Source organism: Vibrio sp. 10N.222.52.B12 (genome assembly GCF_002875385.1).
Lineage (GTDB): Bacteria > Pseudomonadota > Gammaproteobacteria > Enterobacterales > Vibrionaceae > Vibrio > Vibrio jasicida.
In genome coordinates, this window is the sequence record NZ_MDAW01000118.1 from 16,662 (window position 1) to 38,806 (window position 22,145).

The 22,145-nt window shown below is 44.6% G+C and carries 21 protein-coding genes; 9 read left to right on the forward strand and 12 right to left on the reverse strand.

From position 1 onward, the window contains the following. Nucleotides 1-7 precede the first annotated feature (7 nt). The 5 genes from BCT11_RS13535 to BCT11_RS13555 form a co-directional block, all read right to left on the reverse strand. The gene (locus tag BCT11_RS13535) at nt 8-1,165 is read right to left on the reverse strand and encodes an ABC transporter substrate-binding protein (RefSeq protein ID WP_102388520.1); all 1,158 of its coding nucleotides are present in this window, start codon (nt 1,163-1,165) and stop codon (nt 8-10) included. 335 nt (nt 1,166-1,500) lie between these two features. Next, the gene (locus BCT11_RS13540) at nt 1,501-2,178 is read right to left on the reverse strand and encodes a TVP38/TMEM64 family protein (RefSeq protein WP_005442307.1); all 678 of its coding nucleotides are present in this window, start codon (nt 2,176-2,178) and stop codon (nt 1,501-1,503) included. Nucleotides 2,179-2,275: 97 nt separating this feature from the next. Then, a complete protein-coding gene (locus BCT11_RS13545) occupies nt 2,276-3,046 on the reverse strand; it encodes a (Fe-S)-binding protein (RefSeq protein WP_005442306.1) in 771 nt (256 codons plus the stop codon). After that, on the reverse strand, nt 3,043-4,839 hold the full coding sequence (locus BCT11_RS13550; protein ID WP_102388521.1) for an FAD-dependent oxidoreductase: 1,797 nt from the start codon (nt 4,837-4,839) through the stop codon (nt 3,043-3,045). Before BCT11_RS13550 ends, BCT11_RS13545 begins: the two co-directional genes overlap by 4 nt. 21 nt (nt 4,840-4,860) lie before the next feature. Then, on the reverse strand, nt 4,861-5,844 hold the full coding sequence (locus BCT11_RS13555) for a rhodanese-like domain-containing protein (RefSeq protein ID WP_042601820.1): 984 nt from the start codon (nt 5,842-5,844) through the stop codon (nt 4,861-4,863). 299 nt (nt 5,845-6,143) lie between these two features. Here BCT11_RS13555 and BCT11_RS13560 point away from each other — a divergent pair, with 299 nt between their 5' ends. From BCT11_RS13560 to BCT11_RS13575, 4 genes are all read left to right on the forward strand, one after another. Continuing rightward, complete coding sequence (locus BCT11_RS13560) at nt 6,144-7,949, forward strand: sensor histidine kinase (protein WP_198593946.1); 1,806 nt, start codon at nt 6,144-6,146, stop codon at nt 7,947-7,949. Continuing rightward, complete coding sequence (locus BCT11_RS13565) at nt 7,939-8,535, forward strand: response regulator (protein WP_038873562.1); 597 nt, start codon at nt 7,939-7,941, stop codon at nt 8,533-8,535. The genes BCT11_RS13560 and BCT11_RS13565 overlap by 11 nt, the downstream gene beginning before the upstream one ends. A gap of 432 nt (nt 8,536-8,967) precedes the next feature. Further along, nucleotides 8,968-9,636 carry a hypothetical protein gene (locus BCT11_RS13570; RefSeq protein ID WP_102388522.1) on the forward strand — a complete coding sequence of 223 codons (669 nt, stop codon included), beginning with the start codon at nt 8,968-8,970 and terminating at the stop codon, nt 9,634-9,636. Between the two features lie 326 nt (nt 9,637-9,962). Continuing rightward, nucleotides 9,963-11,453, forward strand: coding sequence for a SulP family inorganic anion transporter (locus tag BCT11_RS13575; protein ID WP_042601813.1), 1,491 nt, complete (start codon nt 9,963-9,965; stop codon nt 11,451-11,453). An 81-nt stretch (nt 11,454-11,534) separates the two neighbouring features. Here the strand turns inward: BCT11_RS13575 and BCT11_RS13580 are convergent, their stop codons facing one another. Beyond that, the gene (locus BCT11_RS13580; RefSeq protein WP_038874586.1) at nt 11,535-11,981 is read right to left on the reverse strand and encodes an META domain-containing protein; all 447 of its coding nucleotides are present in this window, start codon (nt 11,979-11,981) and stop codon (nt 11,535-11,537) included. 220 nt (nt 11,982-12,201) lie between these two features. Here BCT11_RS13580 and BCT11_RS13585 point away from each other — a divergent pair, with 220 nt between their 5' ends. Next, complete coding sequence (locus tag BCT11_RS13585) at nt 12,202-12,450, forward strand: DUF1289 domain-containing protein (RefSeq protein WP_080774337.1); 249 nt, start codon at nt 12,202-12,204, stop codon at nt 12,448-12,450. Between the two features lie 101 nt (nt 12,451-12,551). Here the strand turns inward: BCT11_RS13585 and BCT11_RS13590 are convergent, their stop codons facing one another. Further along, entirely contained in the window at nt 12,552-12,773 is a 222-nt protein-coding gene (locus BCT11_RS13590) for a hypothetical protein (protein WP_038868743.1), read from the reverse strand. Between the two features lie 445 nt (nt 12,774-13,218). Then, nucleotides 13,219-14,922 carry a bifunctional UDP-sugar hydrolase/5'-nucleotidase UshA gene (ushA, locus tag BCT11_RS13595; RefSeq protein ID WP_042604540.1) on the reverse strand — a complete coding sequence of 568 codons (1,704 nt, stop codon included), beginning with the start codon at nt 14,920-14,922 and terminating at the stop codon, nt 13,219-13,221. 349 nt (nt 14,923-15,271) lie between these two features. Here ushA and BCT11_RS13600 point away from each other — a divergent pair, with 349 nt between their 5' ends. Further along, a complete protein-coding gene (locus BCT11_RS13600; RefSeq protein ID WP_054755898.1) occupies nt 15,272-15,979 on the forward strand; it encodes a GNAT family N-acetyltransferase in 708 nt (235 codons plus the stop codon). A 12-nt stretch (nt 15,980-15,991) separates the two neighbouring features. Beyond that, the gene (locus BCT11_RS13605; RefSeq protein WP_038868738.1) at nt 15,992-16,507 is read left to right on the forward strand and encodes a GNAT family N-acetyltransferase; all 516 of its coding nucleotides are present in this window, start codon (nt 15,992-15,994) and stop codon (nt 16,505-16,507) included. 204 nt (nt 16,508-16,711) lie between these two features. On the opposite strand, the gene rplY is transcribed toward BCT11_RS13605, so the two are convergent. Then, complete coding sequence (rplY, locus tag BCT11_RS13610) at nt 16,712-16,990, reverse strand: 50S ribosomal protein L25 (RefSeq protein WP_038868737.1); 279 nt, start codon at nt 16,988-16,990, stop codon at nt 16,712-16,714. A 420-nt stretch (nt 16,991-17,410) separates the two neighbouring features. Here rplY and BCT11_RS13615 point away from each other — a divergent pair, with 420 nt between their 5' ends. Both BCT11_RS13615 and BCT11_RS13620 read left to right on the forward strand, forming a co-directional pair. Continuing rightward, on the forward strand, nt 17,411-18,145 hold the full coding sequence (locus BCT11_RS13615) for a glycosyltransferase (RefSeq protein ID WP_095759877.1): 735 nt from the start codon (nt 17,411-17,413) through the stop codon (nt 18,143-18,145). Between the two features lie 14 nt (nt 18,146-18,159). Then, nucleotides 18,160-19,521: an LssY C-terminal domain-containing protein gene (locus BCT11_RS13620; RefSeq protein ID WP_102388523.1), complete on the forward strand. Its 1,362-nt coding sequence runs from the start codon at nt 18,160-18,162 to the stop codon at nt 19,519-19,521. On the opposite strand, the gene BCT11_RS13625 is transcribed toward BCT11_RS13620, so the two are convergent. The 3 genes from BCT11_RS13625 to BCT11_RS13635 are packed head-to-tail and all read right to left on the reverse strand — an operon-like array spanning nt 19,518 to nt 21,973. Then, nucleotides 19,518-20,867 carry an ATP-binding protein gene (locus BCT11_RS13625; protein WP_042604544.1) on the reverse strand — a complete coding sequence of 450 codons (1,350 nt, stop codon included), beginning with the start codon at nt 20,865-20,867 and terminating at the stop codon, nt 19,518-19,520. The two genes, BCT11_RS13620 and BCT11_RS13625, sit on opposite strands and share 4 nt — an antisense overlap. Next, nucleotides 20,857-21,516: a response regulator transcription factor gene (locus BCT11_RS13630; RefSeq protein ID WP_038868732.1), complete on the reverse strand. Its 660-nt coding sequence runs from the start codon at nt 21,514-21,516 to the stop codon at nt 20,857-20,859. The genes BCT11_RS13625 and BCT11_RS13630 overlap by 11 nt, the downstream gene beginning before the upstream one ends. Nucleotides 21,517-21,544: 28 nt before the next feature. Then, entirely contained in the window at nt 21,545-21,973 is a 429-nt protein-coding gene (locus BCT11_RS13635; RefSeq protein ID WP_038874596.1) for a hypothetical protein, read from the reverse strand. Nucleotides 21,974-22,145: the final 172 nt, after the last annotated feature.

A 22,145-nucleotide genomic window follows, 5' to 3' on the forward strand; every position in this document is an offset into this window, starting at 1 on the left:
GTGTGTATTAATTTCCGTAGCGTTTCAGCCATTCTTTTTCTAGCGCTGCTTGCCAGCTTGGGTGTGGCTCCGCGATAGATTTGAACTGTTGAGTATTCTTAGCCGTGCCGGTTAGGTAATGGCTGCTTAGCACTGAAGGATCACCCCAGATGTTGATATCACCTTTGCGAGATTGTGCTTCAGGGCTTAATAAAAAGTTTATAGCAACTTGCGCGCCTGCACTGGCATTTGCGTTCCAAGGAATCGCTAAGAAATGGATGTTCGACAGTGCACCAGCGTCCATCGCGTATGCTTTGGTGCTTTCTGCTAGGTTACCGCTTGATTGTGCTGAGAAAACCGCGTTCGGGTTGAACGTGACAGCTAGGTCAATCTGACCATCATCTAACAGCTGTACGGTTTCTGCTGTTCCGCCTGGGAACTGTTTACCGCCACGCCATGCGACAGTGTGGAATTCATCTAAGTAAGCCCATAGAGGCTGCGTAACGGTTTTGAATGCTTCATCGGTCACTGGTTTTTGCAGTGCAGGATCGTTGTTACTTAACTCAATGAGCAGAGATTTAATGAAGCTAGTGCCATGGAACTCTGGTGGGCGAGGGTAAGTAAGGCGGTTAGGGAACGCTTTTGCGTAACTTAGCATTTCTGCGTAAGAACTTGGCGGGTTGTTGAGCGTCTCTTCATCGTAGATAAAAACAAGTTGGCCGACACCCCATGGCGCTTCAAGGCCATCAGTTGGTTCAGAGAAATCAACATCTACCGGTAGTGTTTTGTCGACATATTGCCAACTTGGTAGACCGTCAACAAAAGGACCAAACAGCAGTTGGTTGTCTTTCATTGATTTAAAGTTTTCACCATTAATCCAAACCATATCCACACTGCCACCGCTGTTTTTCCCTGCAGCTTTTTCTGCGATAAGGCGAGTGGTGGTTTCAGAAATGTCGGTGACTTTTACGTGGTTAAGCGTCACGTTGTAGCGAGATTTAAGCTCTTTGCCTGCCCATTGGATATAGCGGTTGATCTCTTGGCTACCACCCCAAGCATGGAAATAAACAGTCTGACCGTCGGCTTGTTGTTCGATTTTTTGCCATTCTTCTGTGTTAGAAGAGGCATAGGAAGAGGTGGCAAAAGTGGCGGTTAAAATGCCAATGGTGCTAAGTAGCTTTTTCATACGTAATCCGTGTTTTTATCTTTGTTTTCATTTTGGAGCTTTGTTCCGCTATGAAGTGGCAACCGTTTATTTTCGGCACTCAACATAGGGCTATTCATCAACTGAATGCTCCGTTCCCTCTAGATGGATAGTAATCTATCTTGCTTTATTATCAACGCGAATTTGACAATAGATTCAGAGAATTACTCGCCTTGTGAGGTCATACCGATCAACATTTATCTTTGGCCTTAAACGTGAGCAATAGGGGCATAAAATATGACCAAGCTGGTATGAATGAAAAGAGTGCAACTCCCGATAAGTCACACTCTTTTGGCGTCAATAATGGATAGACCGGATTACTTCGCTAATTCTTCCATGTTGATGCCTTTTTTCTTCGCGATGTATTTTGGAATCAGAGACATGCCAAACAGGATAAGACCCGCAACCGCAAACTTCACTAGTAGCATCGCAGACACGCCGTTTGTCGCAATATCACCCGCCATGTAAGCGAAGATGAATGCACCTGGAGCCATCGTTAGTAGAGAAACCAAAGCGTAAGTGCCAAGGTTTAGGCTGGTTAGACCGTAAGCGTAGTTCTGTAGGCTGAATGGGAATACAGGTACTAGACGCGTTAGGATCAAGAAGCTTGTGCCGTTTGCTGCTACGCCATCGTCGATTTTCTTGAAGATTGGGTTATCGCCAAACTTCTTCATGATGGTGTTACGAAGCAGGAAGCGCGCTACGATGAATGCCGCCACCGCGCCAAGCGTCGCAGAAAACAGCGCTAAGATACCGCCTTTAATTGGGCCAAATACGATACCCGCTACGATGGTGAATGCACTGCCTGGTAGTAGGAAAACACACGCAAACACGAATGCTGCTACGAATACTGCGTAACCCCAAACGCCAAAGCTTGCGATCCAATCTTGTAGGCTCTTGATGTCTGTGATGATTTCAAGGATGCCAGTTTGTTTTGCTGCAAATAGAGCGAGAGCGATAACAGCAACAATAAGAGCAATTTTTACGAATTTCATAAGTTCAACTTCACTTAAACCTAATAATTAAAAAGATGTAACTACAAAAACGTAGCTACAAAAACGTAGCTACAAAAACGTAGCTACAGAGACTTAGCTACACAGACATACACTTGATTAGGCCCGCTTTGGATTTGTAGCGGTTGAACCAAGCTTTCACAGGGCTAGCGAGTACGTTTACTGGTGGCTCATCACCTTGCATGATCACTGGGCCGAACATGAGATCCAGAATGTGCCAAGATTTCGTACCTACACCCATCATGGATGCACGACAAGCCGAGCAGTAAACCACAACGTAGTCTGTCTCAAACTCTTCCACACGGCGTTTGATTACGCGTGTTGCGACGTCTGGGTTTGCTGGCACTACCATGCCGCCAAAGCCACAGCAGCGCGTGTTTTCACGTGTGTGTTCTGGTTCTGAAGTTTTGTAGCCAAGCTCGTTCAAGATCCAGCGGATACCGTCTTGCAGTTCTTTTTCGTAGCGAGTAGAGCAAGAGTCGTGAATGGTGAATACCACGTCACTGTTTTTCGCTTTACCGCGTAGCGCTTCTGGCAGACCGATTTCTGGAAGCAGTTTCCACAATGAAACCGGCTTTTGTGTGCCGCCAGATTTCTTGATCATGCCGTAGCAGCTTTGACACGCCACAATGACTTCTTGTGCGTCTAGCTTATCGAAGTCCGCTTGAAGCTGGCCGTAACGCTCTTTGAACTTCTCAGTCTGACCGATAGCAGCGGTTGGTTTACCACAACACTTCTGCACTGCGCCCATGTCTGGGTACACTTCTTTTAAGTAGCTCGCAATTGCTGCTACGCCTTCTGGTGAGTAGGATGGCAAGCTGCATCCTGGCATAAATACTTTATTACTCATTTTGTCGATACCGCTCGTTTTGCCATAGTGAAGATTTTTGAGAAGCCAAGCTTCTGGTGCATGTTGATTGCTTTGTGACCCGGCATTGGTGATTCACCATTGTTTGCCTTAACAAAGTCAGCACGTGCGCCTAGGAACATTTCCTTCATTGGGAAGTCTTTCGGACATACGATGGTGCACTGGTCACAGGCGTTACATGAGTAAGCCATCAATGGGTCCATTGACTTGTTGTTCACAAAGTCAGAGAAGATGGTCTTCGGACAGTCACTGAAGTCATTCATCATGATGCACTCGGTCATACATAGCTTGCAGCTACATTGCAGACAGCGAGATGCTTCTTGTTTGATTTGAGCTTCAGTAAAGCCTAAATCCACTTGTGCAAAATCTTGTTTACGCTCTTCCGCGTTACGCAATTCACCGTGTAGGCGAGGGGTATCTACCGTACCTTTTGGTAGTGGCACGTCTAGACGAGATGAGTAGCTGTATTCTTGCTCGAAGTCGCGACCTTCAGTCAGTGGGCGAGTCGTTAGGAAGCGCTCAACACTCATTGCAGCTTTGCGACCTAATGCCATCGCTTCAATCACGATGTTACCGCCACACGCGTCACCGGCTACGAAGACGTCTTCAAGGCTAGAAGCTAGTGTTTGTTTATCGACTACGTAACGGCCGCCGCGAGTTTGTTCTAGTGCGCCACCAGTGATGTCAGCCACAACTTGACCCGTAGCGAAAACAACCGTATCCACAGAGATAGTTTTGCTTTCTTCGCTGTACTGAGGCGCAAAGTTGCCTTGCTCGTCGAAGATAGAAAGTAATTTCTTGATCGTAATGCCTGTAACTTTGCCGTTCTCATGTTCAATAGCGACTGGGCCCCAACCTGCGTTGAACTCGACGCCTTCTTCTAGTGACTCGTCGATTTCGATTTGGCTTGCAGGTAGATTCTCGAGGCTCTCAAGCGAACATTGGTAAACGTCGCTTGCACCGATACGCCATGAAGAACGCGCACAGTCCATCGCAACGTCACCACCACCGATAACCATCACGCGTTTACCTGCACGTGGGAATTGGCGAGTTTCAGAAATCTCTTTCAAGTATTCAACCGCAGAGAACACGCCATCGTTGTCATGACCTGGTAGCGGAATGATAGAGCCTACGTGTGCACCGTGAGCTAGAATCACAGCATCGTGTTCGCTACGTAGAGTATCGAAGCTGATGTCTTTGCCGATTTCAACACCGAAACGAGTCGTCACACCTAGCATTGCTAAGTAGCTGTATTCGAAGTCGATAACGTCGCGTGGTAGACGGTATTCAGGGATACCCACACGCATCATGCCGCCGTATACGTCTAGCTTTTCGTAAATCGTTACTTCGTGGCCTTGACGACGAAGCTCAATAGCCGCTTGCGCACCAGCTGGGCCTGCACCCACGATCGCGATGTGTTTGTTGGTTAGGGGAGCAATGTTGAGATCCCAGTGATCTTGGTTATCCAGTTTTTCTGCAACAAAACGCTTGATGCCTGCAACGCTGATCGGCTGACCGAACTCAGTATTACGACGACAAGAAGCTTCACAAGGGTGTGCACAGATGCGGCCAAGCGTTTGAGGTAGGAATAGTTTGCTGCGGATCAGATCCAAAGCGCCTTGGAAATCACCTTCGCCTGCCATGCGAACGTATTGTTTTACGTCTGTGTGCATTGGACATGCGGTTTGACATGCCGGATCGGCATCCCCCATACAGCCATCGACGATAGTTTGAGCGGTGTCTAATAGCTTTTGGCTAAAAATTACATTGTTCATTGAGTGCTATTTCCGTGTTGTTCAGCTCTTGCCGTTGATAACGTTCACTTCAGGATTCTTCTGCTCGTAGTGAGCATGGCTATACTCGATCCAAGAGCCGTCATAGTTGTAGACGTCTTCTGCACCTAATACTTCAGTAAGAATCATGGTGGTGTGGGCAGAGCGAACACCAGATTGGCAGTAAGCGATCACTTTCTTTCCTTTGATGATGTTGCCGTAAAGGGCTTGCAGCTCTTCTGCTGATTTAAGCGTTGTGTCTTCGTTTAGTGCTTTTGTCCAGTTGATGTGAACACTGTTTGGAATGGTGCCTGGACCAAATGCACCAGAAACCGCTACTTCGCCGCTAAATTCGTCGTTACCACGCGTATCTAGGATCACCCAATCAGAGCTGTTTTGCGCTTCGATAACCATATCTAACGTTGCTAGCGTATTGTTGTCTTGTTTCGTGTTCGGAGATTTGTATTCAACCGCTGCAACGCTTTGATTTGCAGAGCCAGTTGGGAAACCTGCGCCCATCCAAGCGTTTAAGCCACCGTCTAGGTAACGAACGTCTTGGTGACCAAGGTTATGGATTTGCCAGTAAAGGCGCGCAGCATCGTGGTGAGAGCCTGCCGCGTAAACCACGATTGTGCTGTCCGTTGATGCGCCGAAGCTACCTAAGATGGTTTCCATCTCTTCCGTGCTGTTGCTCATACCGCCGAAATCGTAAACGCCTTCAGGCGCAGAGTAATCGTTACGCCACATAGTGTAAGAACCAGAGATAGGACTATCTGGTTTGATAGGGTTTAACGCGCCGATCACAACCACGTCTTTATCACTGTCCATTAACGATTTTAGTTGCTGTGATGAAATGAAATGCTCTGGGTGAGCGTATTCAGTGAACTTTTGCTCTTGTGCTGCGGCATCCACTGTCACTGCTTCAGCTGAGAACATCGTATTGTAAGCTGAGTAGCCAACAGCTGCGACAGCCGCCAACACACCCAACGCAATCGTCGATTTTTTCATGAGTTGCTTCCATATTTTAATTTAAAGTTTTTGTGCCGAAACTTCGATTTTTCGACAGTTAGAATGCTTTTGAAGGGGAAAGGCCGACATGAACGTTTTTTGTTCGTTAGAGATGTTCATTGTGTGAAATAGGTAAAGTGCCTCTACCCCTTTATGGGTAAGGCATTCTGAGGGAAACGTTTAAATGGCGATATTGTGGTTTCCCACAATAATGATGTGGGATTGATCTAAAGCAACAAAGTAGTAGGGGGGAGTGGTGCTAAAATGTGCCACAACGGTGTTTTGGTAGTATCTCGTAAGTGATTGATAATTATTCTCAAAAGTTAACTCTTTTCATTTGTGCTCTCTTCTTTTTCTTTACCTCTTTTGTGTTTGCTAGTGAACAAAAAGCACACAGAACAGACTATGATGTTGGTGTTTTAGCACTGCGCGGACACGCCCATGCGCGTGAAGCTTGGCAACCGACTTTGGATTGGTTAGAGGTGCAAAACCCTGGATACAAATTCAATTTACATACTTACGATTTCGACCAACTGGAAGACGCATTTCTGCACGGTTGGCTCGACTTCATTTTGACCAGCCCGGGGCAGGCGACCAAGCTTGCTCGTGAATACCCTATTAATTGGTTAGCCACACAAAAAACCGCTTACAGCGACTTGCCAAATAAGTCGATTGCTTCGGTGGTGGTGGTACGTGAAGAATCACCCTTTAAAACACTTAGAGACATCAATAAAGCCAATGTCGCTGCTGTGTCTGAAAAAGCCTTTGGTGGTTTTCTTGCCCTGCGTTATGAGTTGGATAAGTTGGGTTACTTCAACTCTTCATTCTTTGAAAAAATCCATTTCACTGGTCCACCAACGGATCAATTGATTTTGGATGTGATCAAAAATGATCTGGATGTGGCGATCGTTCCTGCTTGTACGTTGGAAAATATGGCGAAAGAGGGCCGTATCCAGCTGCATAGTTTAAGAGTACTTAACGAAAAGCGTCCGGCCGATTCAATTTGTGCAGTCAGTACACCTCTTTATCCAAACTGGACCATGGCAATGACTGAACGCACGCCTTTTGATGTCGGGCAAATGGTCGCACAAACACTATTTGCGATGCCTGCTGAGCACCCTGCGGCAATAGCGGCGAATAATGTAGGTTGGATGTTGCCTGCGCCGAGTATCAATGTAGATAAAGTTTATAAGCATTTGGATATGCATCCTTTGCAGAAATCATGGGGACAAAAGGTCAAAGAATGGTTGGGTAAGAACCAAGCGATAGCGATGGCATCTTTGTTGACCTTATTGCTTATGACGGGTTACCACTTTTGGTTGGAATGGAAGTTTCAACGCAGCCGAGAAAAACTAAAATCCACCATGAATGACTTGCGACGCAAAAGCAGCATGCTTGAACACGCACAGCGGATCACTATTGTTGGGGAGCTTGGCAGCAGCATTGCTCATGAGATTAACCAGCCGTTAGCTGCGATTAAGAACTACAGCCAAGGGGCGAAAGTCCGCATGGAACGAGGGACAACACCCGAAGAGATGTTGCCTATTTTGGATAAGATTCAGCAACAAGTGACTTCTGCCAGTGACATCATTCAACGTTTACGAAGCTTGATTCATCGTACTCCGATTGAAAAAAACTGGATTGACCTTCCAAGTCTCATCGAAGAGTCAATGAAGCTGGTGGATTATGAATTTCAACGCCATCGCATTCAATTAGGGGTGATGTATTCAGGTGAAGTACAACCCATTTTTGCAGACGTAACGGGGTTGCAGCAAGTCATCCTTAACGTCTTAAATAACGCAAAAGATGCGTGTTTGAGTCACAAGCCAAAGCGAAAGGAGCTCTACGTTGACCTGCACATAAGCTTTTGTGACGAAATGGTCATCATAGATGTCATGGACAACGGTATTGGCATCGAAGAACAAGATATTCCGCTGGATCAAGCGTTCTACACCACCAAAGAAAATGGCCTGGGACTAGGACTCGCGATTTGTCGTGATGTTATCGATACCCATCAAGGCAGTATTCGTTTTCGGTCAATAGAGCCTACTGGCTGCCAAGTGACCATTATTTTACCGTATCAGGAGACTTGTCATGAGTCGTAACCTCTGTCCCCTTTATATCGTCGATGATGAAGAACCCGTATTAGAGTCGATGGCGTTCATGTTAGAAAGCTATGGCTATGAGGTTCAGGCGTTCTGTAGTGGCCCAGATTTTCTGAAAGAAGCCGATTTACCGTCAGCAGGGTGTGTGCTACTCGATAGTCGTATGCCAGAGATGCGAGGGCAAGATGTTCATCAAATCATGAATGAGCAATTTAGCCCAATCAGTGTTATCTATCTTACTGGGCACGGCGATATCCCTATGGCGGTAGATGCGCTAAAAGATGGTGCGCTCGATTTTTTCCAAAAGCCAGTTGATGGCAATGCGTTGGTGTTAGCGATTGAAGATGCTATGGAACAGTCGATCAAAAACTGTGAAAAGCTCGGTGCAAAACAAGTTCTACAGAATCTTACTAAGCGTGAAAGAGAAGTGCTTGGCTTGGTGGTTAAAGGGATGAAAAACCAAGAGATGGCGGACTTGTTGTGTGTCTCCTTACGAACGATTGAAGTACACCGTTCCAACGTGATGAAGAAACTCGAAGCGGAAAGCCTTGCTGTACTGATTCGTAAAGTTGGACATTTAATCTAACAAAGCCGTATTCGGTGAACAAAGCGCATAATTGTGGATAAATGAACCTATCTAGGTCGAAGTAAATACGGTATACCCAAGTGACTTCAAGATGCAGGATTCAGAGCGCTGTCATTGATTCGAGATCAAGGAAAACAACGCAGCGTAATAGCCAGCTCTTTCCAAGTTGTTTGACACAGAAGTCGGGTCAATGACACGCTCCCGAAGGGCGAGTTGTCTTGGTTTGTATACTTTGTTGCCGATTCTTGATTTAGGTCCACTAGACCTTTAAATCGCCGCCGCGTCTACAAACCAAGCCACTCTCGCTGAACCTAGCATCTTGAGGTTACTTGGGTATAACTCAATGATAATTTGGGAAAGGTTTGCTCATTTAGTATCTGGAAGATAACATCAGTAACCAGAATAAACCTTACTCTTAATTAGAATCCAACTATGTTTGTCGATACCGTTAAAAGCGCTTTTTCATCATTGAGTGCAAATAAACAGGCTATTGCGAAAGCAACGGCGTTACCCATTCTCCTTTCTCTTATGCTGGATCTTGTTTTGAACTCAGCGCAAGGGGATGTCGCTCCTATTCTTGTTCAGATCTTGATGGCTCTTTTATCTGCAATCGTTGCAATCAACGTTCACAGCATCATTTTGAAAGGCCCTCAGTCTGTGCCTCAGTGGGGACGTTTCACGTTTGGAAAAATCGAAATGTGGTTTATCGGCCACTACTTAGCCATGACGGTGGCGGTGGTCGCAGTGGCTGCGATTTTCGCGATGATTAATCTTGTCCTTGCAGCTATCGCATTATTAGCGTTAAGCGTGGTGTGTTGTCGATTAGTCTTGGTTTTTCCAGCCATCGCGATTGATAAAGGTGTTTCTTTCCCTTACGCTTGGAACCTTACCAAAGGCCATACTTGGTACATGATGAGCGTTGTGATTATAGTGCCGCTTCTGTTTGGTTTGGCTATGTCACCACTTGCGTTTTTACAGCTTCCTTTCTTAATGAGTCTGTTGAGTTTCTTGGTGACGATTATCGGTATTGCGATTCTTTCCAAAGCTTATGAGCAATTAAGTGGCTTTGATGGAGAAAGGTACTCTCAGCAGTCATTCTAAAAACGGTTGTTACGATAATCCCTTATCCTATAAGGCATAGAGATGATAAGAACGCTTCCTTTGTGAGGCGTTTTTTTGTGGCTCTTTGTAGGACTGTTGACTTTGTTTTGTAAAAATTTATTACAATTTAGATTTTTATAGTGATATAAAGCACACTTCTTTTGGGGCACTCTCGTTGTTTGTCCTCATTTTTTGGTCCATCAATAGGAAAAGGAAGGTGCTTTTTGCTCATTAGTCCGCCTTAGAACGATCTCTCAGATGCGTTTGCATCACTCCCTTCACCGTGCGCAATGCACCAACTAAGGCAATACGTTTATGAGAGATTTATGTTTAAATTTACAAAAGATACTTGGTTCAACAATGTTAAAGGAGATTGTTTATCAGGAGTTGTTGTAGCGCTGGCACTGATACCAGAAGCTATTGCATTCTCTATTATCGCAGGATTAGACCCTAAAGTTGGTCTATATGCCTCGTTTTCCATCTGTGTCGTGATTGCGTTTACAGGCTCAAGGTCCGGAATGATTTCCGCGGCTACGGGCGCAATGGCGCTGTTGATGACAACCTTAGTCAAAGACCATGGTTTACAGTATCTGTTGGCCGCTTCATTTTTCGCTGGCGTACTTCAACTGTTGATCGGTTATTTGAGGCTAGGGGATTTAATGCGTTTCGTCTCAAAGTCGATCATGACCGGGTTTGTAAACGCGTTGGCTATCTTAATTTTTATGGCGCAGCTGCCTGAACTAACCAATGTTTCTTGGCCTGTTTACGCACTGACAGGATTAGGGTTGGCCATCATCTACATGTTTCCTTATGTTCCGAAAATAGGAAAAATGCTACCTTCACCTTTAGTGTGTATCGTCGCAGTGACTGTGATTGCCCTAATGTTCAATATTGATATTCGGACAGTAGGCGATATGGGAGAGTTACCTGATTCACTCCCTGTTTTTATGATCCCAGATATTCCTTTTAACCTTGAAACACTCCAAATCATTTTCCCTTATTCACTAGCACTCTCTGTTGTTGGTGTGCTGGAGTCATTGATGACAGCTTCCATCGTGGATGAGCTGACAGACACGGAAAGTGAAAATAATGATGAGTGTAAAGGACAAGGGATTGCGAATATGGTCTCGTCGTTGTTTGGTGGTATGGCGGGTTGCGCTATGATCGGCCAATCAATGATCAATATTCAGTCTGGTGGACGTACGCGGTTGTCTACGTTATGCGCTGGTGTGTTTCTACTTATCATGGTGGTGTTTTTGGGTGACTACCTTAAACAGATCCCGATGGCCGCGTTGGTAGCGGTGATGATCATGGTTTCTATCAGCACATTTTCATGGAATTCGATTGCCGAAATGCGTAAGCACAGTCTGTCCACAAACCTTGTGATGGTTTCAACCGTGATTGCGGTTGTTGCGACGCATAACTTAGCAATAGGTGTGTTAGTCGGAGTGCTATTGGCGTGTGTGTTTTATGTGAACCAGAGTCGAACCCTAATGAAAGTGTCGGATGAGGTGATCATAGATAACGACCACACCATTCATAAAGTGCATGGGCAAATCTTCTTTGCTTCTGCGTATAGCTTTACGGATATGTTTGACTTCGGTAATGCCACTAAGTACATCACGATTGATTTATCGGATGCGCATTTCTGGGATATCACGGCAATATCTGCGCTTGATAAAGCCATCATGAAGTTCCGAAAAGGAGGGGCGATTGTCGCGGTGAGAGGCATGAACGAAGCCACATTGGATATGATTGACCGTCATGCGGTGTATGACGATCCTGAAAAGCTTGCGAAGCAATCTGTCGGACATTAGAAACAAAAAAAGCAGCCAATGGCTGCTTTTTTAGAGACTCATCATTTCAGAGACGTATTGTCTTAGAAACTGAATATGGGATTAGTTTACCCAGTCACGCAGTGTGAACGTTAGTTCGTGATCTGCGTTTTTCAGTACTAGACCGTCGTTAGTCAGAGTAACGTCGCTCCAATCAGAAAGCGTTTCAGACATTACTTTTTCAATCTTCATTTGATCGCCTACGCACATCATCATGGTCATACCCATTTTCTCAATGCGCAGTTGGTTGTCTTTCAGTTCTGCTTGACCGAAGAAGTTGTTACAACCTGCGTTGCCGTTCGCTGTTAGGTTTTCACCAATTTCTAAGCGAGGGGCTTTCTTTTGTTCTTCCGATGCAATGTTTTTGCCATCGATTTGAACCAGCTCCCAGTTATGGTGCTGTAGATCTTGAGCCGTAATTTCTTTCACATTATCACCGTTGCTAGCGCATGCAGTCATCAGAACTGGAAGTGAGATTGCTGCTACTAACGTTTTTAGGCTAAGCTTCATTTTATTGACTCCGTTTTTAGAAAACGTGGTAAGTATAGGTAATAAAACACTGTTTTTGTCAGCATACGGTTATGGTTTCGTATGTTTTTAAACACAGCGTATTTTATAACAGAGATCCCATTATCGGTATTGATATTCACCGAAAACTTAGAAATTTCTTACAGTTATTCGACTATTAACGTATTGGATTTAAACAAGCTAACGATAGAACGGTTTGAGCATGGAGCAACTGGAGTTTTTTACCGTCCCAAGTCCTTGCGTTGGAATTTGCACTTCCGACGAAAAAGGGTATTGCAAGGGATGCATGCGTAAGAGAGAAGAGCGGTTTAATTGGCTAAGCTTTACCCCTGCACAACAGTTACACGTGATCAAGCTATGTCGTCAACGCTATAGAAGAAAGGTATTGGCAGGGAAGGCAAAAGCAGAATCGCCACAGGATGGATCATCACCGCAGCAAGACTTGTTTTAGTTGATAGTGGGATTCAACTATTCCCGGCCCAGTCTGAGATACTTATCCATAAGAGCCGGGAAGCTCCTATCCATTTTCCACCTCTGAAAAAGTGGTTGGCGTTATTTCATTGACCATTGGTCACTGACCCAGCCTCCTGCTTGTTCGTCAAAGTGGCTTCCGGCAAAGCGGTGGTTTTGCTCCACCTCTAATCGACTGGTTGGCAGTTCATCCATCAGTTGATGAATATAGTTTGCCATGGGATCAGTACATGCTTCACGTTCTCTGCGAGTTACCACTTCTTTAATCAGTTGCAGTCTGTAGCTGTTGCTGGCTCGTTTCATTTTTGACCTCCAGAACTCGATGGCAGCAGTTTGAACACATTGACGTCCAGATCGCTGCTCATTGGCGTGCACGTGGAGACACAACGCCGTCGTTTGAAGTCCTAAAGACAAATTGTTTGAGAGCAGTGTTTGTAACGCCATTCAAATCTTTCTCAGAATCATTAGCTGCGCGAATAAAAATGAATCGCGAAAGTTAGTCAATGAATCTGCTTATTTGAAAGACCTTATCAAACATAGAAGCCCCGCACATGGGCGTCAATAACACAAATGAACATTTTTTGAACGATTTATGAAGGGGCTGCTTTTTCAGGGATTTAGCACCAATAAAAAAACCGGAGCCACTTGGGCTCCGGTTGGTCTTAGAGTCAGTCTGACACGCTTTTGTTTCGATTGTTATGCAACCGAATAGCTGTCAACATCTAAGTGTAGACAAGGTCTTAGTAGCTTAGCTACCTGAAGCAGGACAACCTTTCACAGCTTGACCGTTGCTGAAGTACTCGATATTGCCTAGATTCTTGTCAAAGTCTGCCGCAGAGATCTGAGGGTTTTTAACGAAGAACTCACGCAGTACAGAAGCATCTGTCATTTGAGTTGATTCAACATCGATCACTGGGTAATCATCACCACCAGCCGCGCTGAAGCTGATCACAGAGAACGTGTAAGTATCCGCTAGGTTGAAGCCCTTACCGTTGATGTCTGTGATAGTGACATCGCTTGCGTCACAATCAACAGATAGCGTGATGTTGTCTAGTTGAGCGTAAGCACCAGAGCCCGCAGATTTCGTAGCAACTACGTCTAGGTAATCTTTAACTTCTTGGCCGGTCATCGTTGCTTTGGTTACGAAGTTACCGAAAGGTTGTACGGTTAGTACATCGCGGTAAGCGATATCGCCTTTCTGGATTGAGTCACGCACACCACCTGAGTTCATTACACCAAAGTCAGCGTTAACTAGCTCATAAGTGCGGTATGCCTCACCCAATAGGTGGCCAAGGTTAGTTTGCTCTGAACGAACTACGCCACGGTCGCCTTCAAGTTTGCCGTCAGTTTCTGAAACTTTAACATCCAACAAGTCTTGACCTTGTTGTTGGTAAGGAAGAAGGATCGACTTCACTGTTGCATCGTGCTTGATGTACTCACCGATCACTTCATCGTTGTCATCAAGAAGGTTTACAGGGATTAGTGCGTATTTAGCTAGGTGCAGTTTACCGTCGTAAAATTCGAAGTCTGCACGACCTACGTATTTACCCCACTCATGCGCTTGCATGATGTAAGTACCGTTTTGTTGGTCTGGAGCACAGTCATCACCTGGTTTGAAGTCAGCGTAGTTGTTTGTGCCAGGTTCCATACATACTGGGTTTTGAGAGTGACCACCAATGATTGCGTCCAGCTCACCTTCTTCAAGAGAACGTGCAAGTAGAACATCACCAGGTGCTTCGCTACCGTGTTGACCATCTTGGTAGTGGCCCATGTGTGTTGTAGCGAACACTAGGTCAACTTTCTCGTTTGCTTCGATTTCTGCAAGTACTTTTTGGATTTCAACTTGTGGATCTTCGAAGTAGATATCCGCAACATTGTCTGGGTTTACCAGTTTTGCAGTATCTTTCGTTGTAAGACCGATAACCGCCACTTTAAGACCGTTAACCGTGAATACTTTGTAAGGGTCGAAGTAACGTTCATCAGTTACTTTGCCGTCTGCATCTTTCTTGTAGATGTTTGCAGCTAGCATCGGGAAGTCAGCAAGCTCCGCCTGCATGTCTAATACGTCTAGAGCGTTATCAAATTCGTGGTTACCGACAGCCATTGCATCGTAACCAATAAGGTTCATACCTACGAAGTCTGGCACGGCATCTTGCATGTCTGACTCTGGTACACCTGTGTTGATGTCACCGCCAGACAGCAGAATTGACTCACCACCGTTTTCAGCAACTTCTGCACGAATAGATTCGATAAGTGTTTTACGTGCTGCCATACCGTACTCGCCGTCGCTGTTGTGCCAAAAGCGACCGTGGTTATCGTTGGTATGAAGAACAGTAAATTTAGTACAAGAGTCTGCGGTCTCACAGGTAACTGGAGAGTTGTCGCTGTCTGAGCCACATCCAGCTAGCGCAGCACCGACAGAAAGTACCAAGAGGGATTTATAAAACTTCATAAGGGATCCTTTCTTTGTGATTTTGATTTTATTACGGCGTGAAATATACGGAATTAGTGTGAAACTTTAGTGATCTATATCTTATTTATAGTTTTGTTGAATAAAGGAAATAACAAGCCTGCAATGGATGTCGACAAATAAACAGAAATCGTATTTAGAAAGGTTTTTGCGAAGTGGTTTATTAAAATTGTGAGCAGCTCAATTGAATGTGTTTTCTTAGTGTGAATCAATACGCATTTTGGCGAGATATGAACCAAGGATTGATTATTATTTTACCAGATTCATGTTTTTATAATGTATGCGAAACATATAGTTAAGATTTTTCTGTACAGCATGTTGAGAGGTAGGGATGCTCAAAAAATCAGCCGCGCTCACAGCGGAAATCGATTGCTCTTGGCAGAAGCAGTTCACAGCCATCGATAAAATGTACAACGGTTACTCTTACGACCCTGAATATTGGAAAAAGTTCTCCGATCAGGCTGCGGTTTTTTTATACCAATCCGATGCAACGACGTTTATATCCTGTCCCGAAGAGCTATGGAATAAAATAAGACATTTTCAACCAAGTGAGATCGAACGGAAATTAAATAATAAGCAATTCTTCTGTGATTATGACGATGTCGACTACTATTTATTTAATGACGATAACGTCAACAATGATGACGAAATAATTCCGCTTACTATCGAATCCGATCTTTCATTACTTGAATTCTTTTTAAGCCAGAATAGTAGTGAGGATATAGAAAAAGCGGACTTTGAGCTGGATAGTCATTTCTTTTATGGCATCTTCGACAATGAAAAGCTCGTTGCGGTACTGGCGTCATATTGTTATCCGGGAAAGGAACCGTTTGAATCTTTGTCCATATTGGTTTCTCCATATGCGAGAGGGAAAGGGTATGGGAAGCGGCTGCTTGCTCACTTAGTCCGTGAGGTGAAGGCAAGACAGCGTAAAGTTAGGTATCGAGTAAACATTGAAAATACACCTTCAATAAAGTTGTGCCAATCACTGGGATTTGAAGCATACAGTCGTCAGAGAGTGTTTACTCAAGAGTTATAAGAAAGGCGCGCAATGGGATATACAGTAAGAAACGCACTAAGGGACGAAGCTAGGCTTATCGCCAAGATTCATGTCGATTCATGGCAAGTCGCCTATAAAGGATTGATGCCTGAAAGTTATATTTGTCAGTTTACTCTTGAGCGCAGAGAAAAGATGTGGACACGAGTGATGACAGAACAATTGGCAAATTTGATTGTGGTAGAGAAGGGTAAAGAGATAGTGGGTTTTCTCAGCTACGAGCTACCGAACCATTCTAGTGAGGATAAGACAGCAGTTGTCACTTGTTGTTATGTTTCGCCTCTTTACTACGGGCAAGGAGCGGGTAGTGCATTGATTGATGAGCTAGAAACGCGTTTGTTGTCCACACCGGTGATGCAAATCAGCCTTAAAGCGTTGGATACGAATCAACAGGGGCTGAACTTCTATAAAAAATGTGGCTTTGTGCGGTCAGGAGAGGAGGAGGCAGAGGTCATTGAGGGCATGGTGTTGAATGACCTCACTTTGGTGAAGTACATCGCACGAACATAGTTGGTTCGAATCCATGGCGCTCCCATGTTTGGGGCTCTCTTGTGTTTGGAGTTTGCGTGGGAATTTTCATCGGCCATATATAGTAAAACCCCGGAGATGGTAAGGCTCCGGGGTTTTGAATTTTTTAGATATCTCGGTTGGTAAGTCCGATAATCTTTTTATGCAAAAGGTTTGGATTTTATCCGTTAATTCCTTGGTAGGGAATTAGATACGGATGAAGTCCATGTGCTCAACTTTTGGCTTGAACGCGTGACGTTGAACGTCTTGTGGCTTAACTTTAACTTCAGCGCCGTCGATCACTAGAACGATACCTTCGTAGAACTCAGGCTTGTCCATTTGGTTAACGATCTCGTCGTGGTTAAGAACGATAGCAACTGCTGCTGCTTCACCGCCGTATACAACTGCAGGGAATTTGCCAGCGTGACGTAGGCGGCGGCTCGCACCTTTACCTAGTTCAGTACGTACTACTGCTTCGAATTTCATAGTATTTACTCTCAAATTAGTAAAAATTAAACTTCACGAACCACAATGCGACCTTGAGTTCGTGGTAAAGCTTGAAACAGGAACTGTTCAAGCGAGCGCGGATACTATCATCCTGGTCTGGGTTCAGCAACCATAAATGCACCCAAATCAATAAAAAGACAGCAATCTTTGGATAGTAAGAGTGCAAGTTTTATCGCTTAGATAAAAGTTTGTTCACTTTGAGGCGATTTTAACCTATTTACCTTCCTTTACTTGTATTTTTCTTCCCTTTCTCGACAGGTATCATTTTTGTGAATGGATAATCATCGACATCTGTTATTAACGAAATGAACGCAAAATGAATGCTGACCTCAGTAACCGTTAAGCCACTCGGTTCTATTCTTGGCCCAACACTTAACGAGAGCATCAATGGAGCGGATTATGAACCCAGTCAGTATCGTGATTATTACCCTAAATGAAGAAAAACGTATTGGTCGACTACTCGAAGATTTAACTAAACAAACACATCAGAAATTTGAAGTGGTTGTGGTGGACTCGAACAGCGAAGATTCGACTCGTGAAGTTGCACAAGCTTACGAAAGCTCATTACCAGAACTTACCGTTCATAAAATGGAGACTCGTGGTGTCAGCTTAGGACGTAACACGGGGGCAGAGTTGGCGAAATACGAACGCATTCTTTTCTTGGATGCAGACGTACGTTTGCCAAGCGATTTTCTAAGTCGTGCAATGAGCAAGTTAGAAGACGCCAAGTTAGAAGTGGCCGGCGTCTATATGGGCGCAAAAGGCTTACCAATGGCGCACAAGCTAGGCTATGGCATGTTTAACGCAGGTTTGTTTATTACTCAGTACATATTTCCTACTGCGGTAGGTGCTTGCATTTTCTCTACCAAGCGTGCCCACAAAGAGATCAACGGCTTTGATGAATCCATCACGCTTTGCGAAGATTGTGATTACGTGAAACGCGCTTCAAAAACATGGCGATTCCGCTTTTTACCAATGACATTCGAATTCGATCCGCGTCGTTTGGAGCAAGATGGTTTCTTTAAAATGGGCATGACCTATTTCAAAGCGAATGTACGTCGATTCTTCTTTGGGGAAATGCGTAACAACGAAATGGAATACAAATTCGGTCACTATAAAGATCAACACTCATAATCGTTGGAGGCTGTATGCTGGAAGCGATCAGTCTGTTCTTCGGGGCATTTCTGGATGCGACGATTGGACCAAATCTCTTTGTCCCGGGCGAGCCGTTTCTGCTCGCTGCGGGCTATCAATTACACCAAGGCATCATCTGGGGCGTAATCGCCGTCCTCATTGGTGGTTGGTTTGGTGATCAACTCAGTTACTTTATTGGTAAACATTCGGGTTCTAAAACCCAGAGAAAGCTAATTCGTTGGCAAGCTAAGTCGAAGCGCCCAATTGCCCGTTGTCGCTTGCTGATGAAAAAGCGTGGTAACGCCATTTTGATCTTTGCACGCCTACTAGGCCCCGTCGCTTGGGTCGTGCCATTTATGGCGGGTTCAGTGAACGTGAGTTGGAAGCGCTTTACCATCTGTTCATCAATAGGTTTGATACTCGGTGTTGGGCAATTTGTTGTTGCTGGATATTTGCTTGCTGCAGGTCTGCAAACTTGGTTGCCATTGGATTCCTTAAAGTTAATCTTAATTGAACATAAACTTCTTATTGCTTCGGTATTGGTGGCTGTGACATTTACCGTTGTTGCGTGGAAAAAGAACTGGTCACGCAAGTGGACCAAATCGCTGACGGCATTAGTGTTGTGTTTGGTTGCTGCAAACTATGGTCATTTTTTCTATCTTGCTGACGATAATGTTCAGCAAGTCGAGTCCACTGAGATTCAACCAATCGCGTTTAACGATCTCGGTTTTAAAGTGTACCCAGGACGTTCCAATGTGTTTGACGCTCAGGCTGTAAATTTGGTCTACGTCGGTGAATCACCGAGAACACTAATGCAAGAGTTGGGTTGGTTAGAAAATCAAACATTTTCAAGAAACGACATTGAGTTGTCTGATTATGTGAGTTTGTTGAAGCAAAAGCTGCCACCTGTGTCGGATTTGTTTTGGAATGGCAAACCACAAGCGATGGCATTTCAAGAACCCGGAAGCTTACTTAAACGCTCTCATATACGCTGGTGGCAAGCAGGGCACGAGGCAAGCTCAAATCAATCGGTTTGGGTTGGGGCGATAAGTTACGATGATGGACTCAAATTAGCGCATTATTCCGGTATTGTGACTGTGCTGCATCGGATTGATCCCAATGTAGATAGTGAAAGAGACCGTTTGGCAAATCAAATCGAAATGAGTCATTTAGCCTTAGCAGGGGAATTGTATTCGTTGGCGCAACCTGTCGCGATGGACAATCAACATGACTATTACTCTGATGGGAATGTCTTGTTGATTAGCGAGCCTTCACTCGCTTTAAATGTGCCTAATCAGCAATCAGATACAAAAATGGCACCTAACGATGAAACATCGATAAGTGCCATTTCAGTGTTATCACCGGATGTGATTTAAACTCGACTCTTTTGCAAAATAAGGGTGGCTTTTAAACCGCCCATTTTGCTTTGTGAAAGCTCAAGCTGGCCACGATAACTGTGGGCCATCTCACTCACAATATTCAGGCCTAAACCTGAGCCAGGGGTGGTTTCATCCAATCGGTAACCACGTTTGATTACCTGGCATAACTGCTCGGCGGGGATACCAGGTCCATCATCCTCAACGATGATGTGAATGTTGTCTTTGTCTTGCGTAGAATGGACACGAATAATGCTCGCTGCCCATTTGTAACCATTCTCTAGTAGATTACCCACCATTTCATCAAGATCCGTTTTCTCAACGGCAACGTTCAACTCAGAATCAAGTTCATTGATTAATGTGACTTCTCTTACGGCATACACTTTATCGAACGCCATAGAGATCGCATCAACGCGTTCTGATGGGTTAGATTTTACCGATAGGATGTTCATAGAGCCGGCCATACGAGCTCGGCCTAAGTGGTAATCAATATGTTGTTGAATCTGACTAATCGGCGCATTCAATCTCGTTTGAGTTTCAGGGGCTAAGCTCTGCACTTCGTTTTTTAACACGGAGAGTGGTGTTTTTAACGCGTGAGATAAGTTACCCGCGTGGTTACGCGCTCGTTCAAGTAGCTCTTGGTAGTGAAAGAGCAAGGCATTCAGATCGGAAATTAGAGGTGAAATTTCTTTTGGATATTCTTCTTCCAGCCCCTTCTTGTTGCCCGATTTGAGTTCGGCAAGCTCTCTTTGCAGCTTCGTTAGGGGACTCAATGACCAAGCGATCTGAAGCAAGATAACTGCTAAGACGCCGGCGAATAGCAAGCCTAATATAATCCACAATTGACCGGTGAGAGATTGAATAGTGTGTTCAATTGGATCTTCATCAACACCAATGATGATATCGATAGGACCGTTATAGTCGGGCAGATAAAGGGTTTTCTTTATGGTGATGAGTTTTTCATCTCGTGCACCAAACGCGTTTTTATCAAGCCCCTTATAAGTGATTTTTTTATCCCAAAGTGAACGTGAGCGTTCGAGGCTGGTCTCTGTGGAGGCGCTCCAGTATAAACCACTGTAAGGGCGACTAAAGCGAGGGTCGGAAAGTTGAGTAGAAAGAGAGAGTTGTCCCTTACTGTCAACTTCAAGCTGAGCGGCTATTTCGTCCATAAAGACATTTAATTGTGAACGAGTGTCATCCACCATGTAATGATAAACTTGAGTTGGAATTGTCACGCCGGCAGCGAGGATCATTGCGGTGAGCCAAACCACCGCTGCAAGCACTAAGCGGCTTTTAATACTTAGCCGCTTGAGAACGTGCATTGGCAGTTTGTTTTTACTCGGCATTCAACTGATACCCCAAGCCACGTACTGTCTTAATGATCTTTGGTGCGATTTTCTTACGAATACGACCGATAAAAACTTCGATGGTGTTGGAGTCACGGTCAAAGTCTTGTTTGTAAATGTGTTCCACCAACTCAGTACGCGAAATGACCTTCTCTGGGTTATGCATGAAATACGCGACCACTTTGTATTCCAATGCCGTAAGGCTAACCGCTTGTCCTTGCCATAGAACTTTCGAAGAACGCGTATCTAGGCTCAAATCCCCAATCTTCATTACTGGGGAGGCATTACCAGATGCTCGACGTAATTGAGCTCGTAATCGAGCCGTTAACTCCATCATTTCAAATGGCTTTGTTAAGTAGTCATCCGCGCCTGCGTTTAAGCCTTCAACGCGTTGGGATAGGGTGTCACGTGCACTGAGTATGACAACAGGGGTGTTAATGTTCTCATCTCGAATCCCCTTAAGTACTGTTAAACCGTCCAGTTTTGGCAGGCCTAAATCAAGCACGATCACATCCCACTCTTCAGACGTCGCGCGATAAAGCGCATCAATGCCATCTTGAGATAACTCAGGTACCCAACCATTGTTTTCTAAAGTTTCGATAATTTGTTCGCCTAGGCGAGGTTCATCTTCGACAACAAGTATTTTCATGTTCTTTCTTCTTATTATGTTTGATGGATTATTGCGGTTTGAGCGCTTTATTGAAGTTACGACCTTTGATTTCTAGCATTTCAAGCGTAGCAGCATCGTATTCCACTTTGATCACGCTGTCATCGAATAGGATTTTTAGCTCGTAAACCCATTCATCGTCATCTTCTTCCAACTCTACTTTAATAATACGCCCATAAAGATCATTCTCCACCGCTTCATACATATCAGAGAAAGGGCGAATATAGCCTTTCTGCACAGCGCGATAGACTTCGTCTTGATCTTCATCGAATTCAATTCTGGTTCCCGGTTTTTCAACGTCACGAACAATGGCGTGTCCATCTTTGTCGTCATGATGGTCACTGTGATCGTGATGATTCGCAAAGCTTGGCGCAGACAACAAAAGTGGCACTAAACCTAACAGCATGGGTAGCTTGCGTGTAATGAAGGATTTAGACATAGCAAAGCCTTTTTGGGAGAGTTAGCAAAATTATATCCGCTTGTACATGAATGGAAAGTGAATGTGGATTTAGGTGCAAAATTTTCTGCGCTCGAACCGTTAAAAATATAAATTCCGTAATTTAAATAGCTTATAGAGAAAATTGACACTAATTAACCTGAGATCGGTTTAA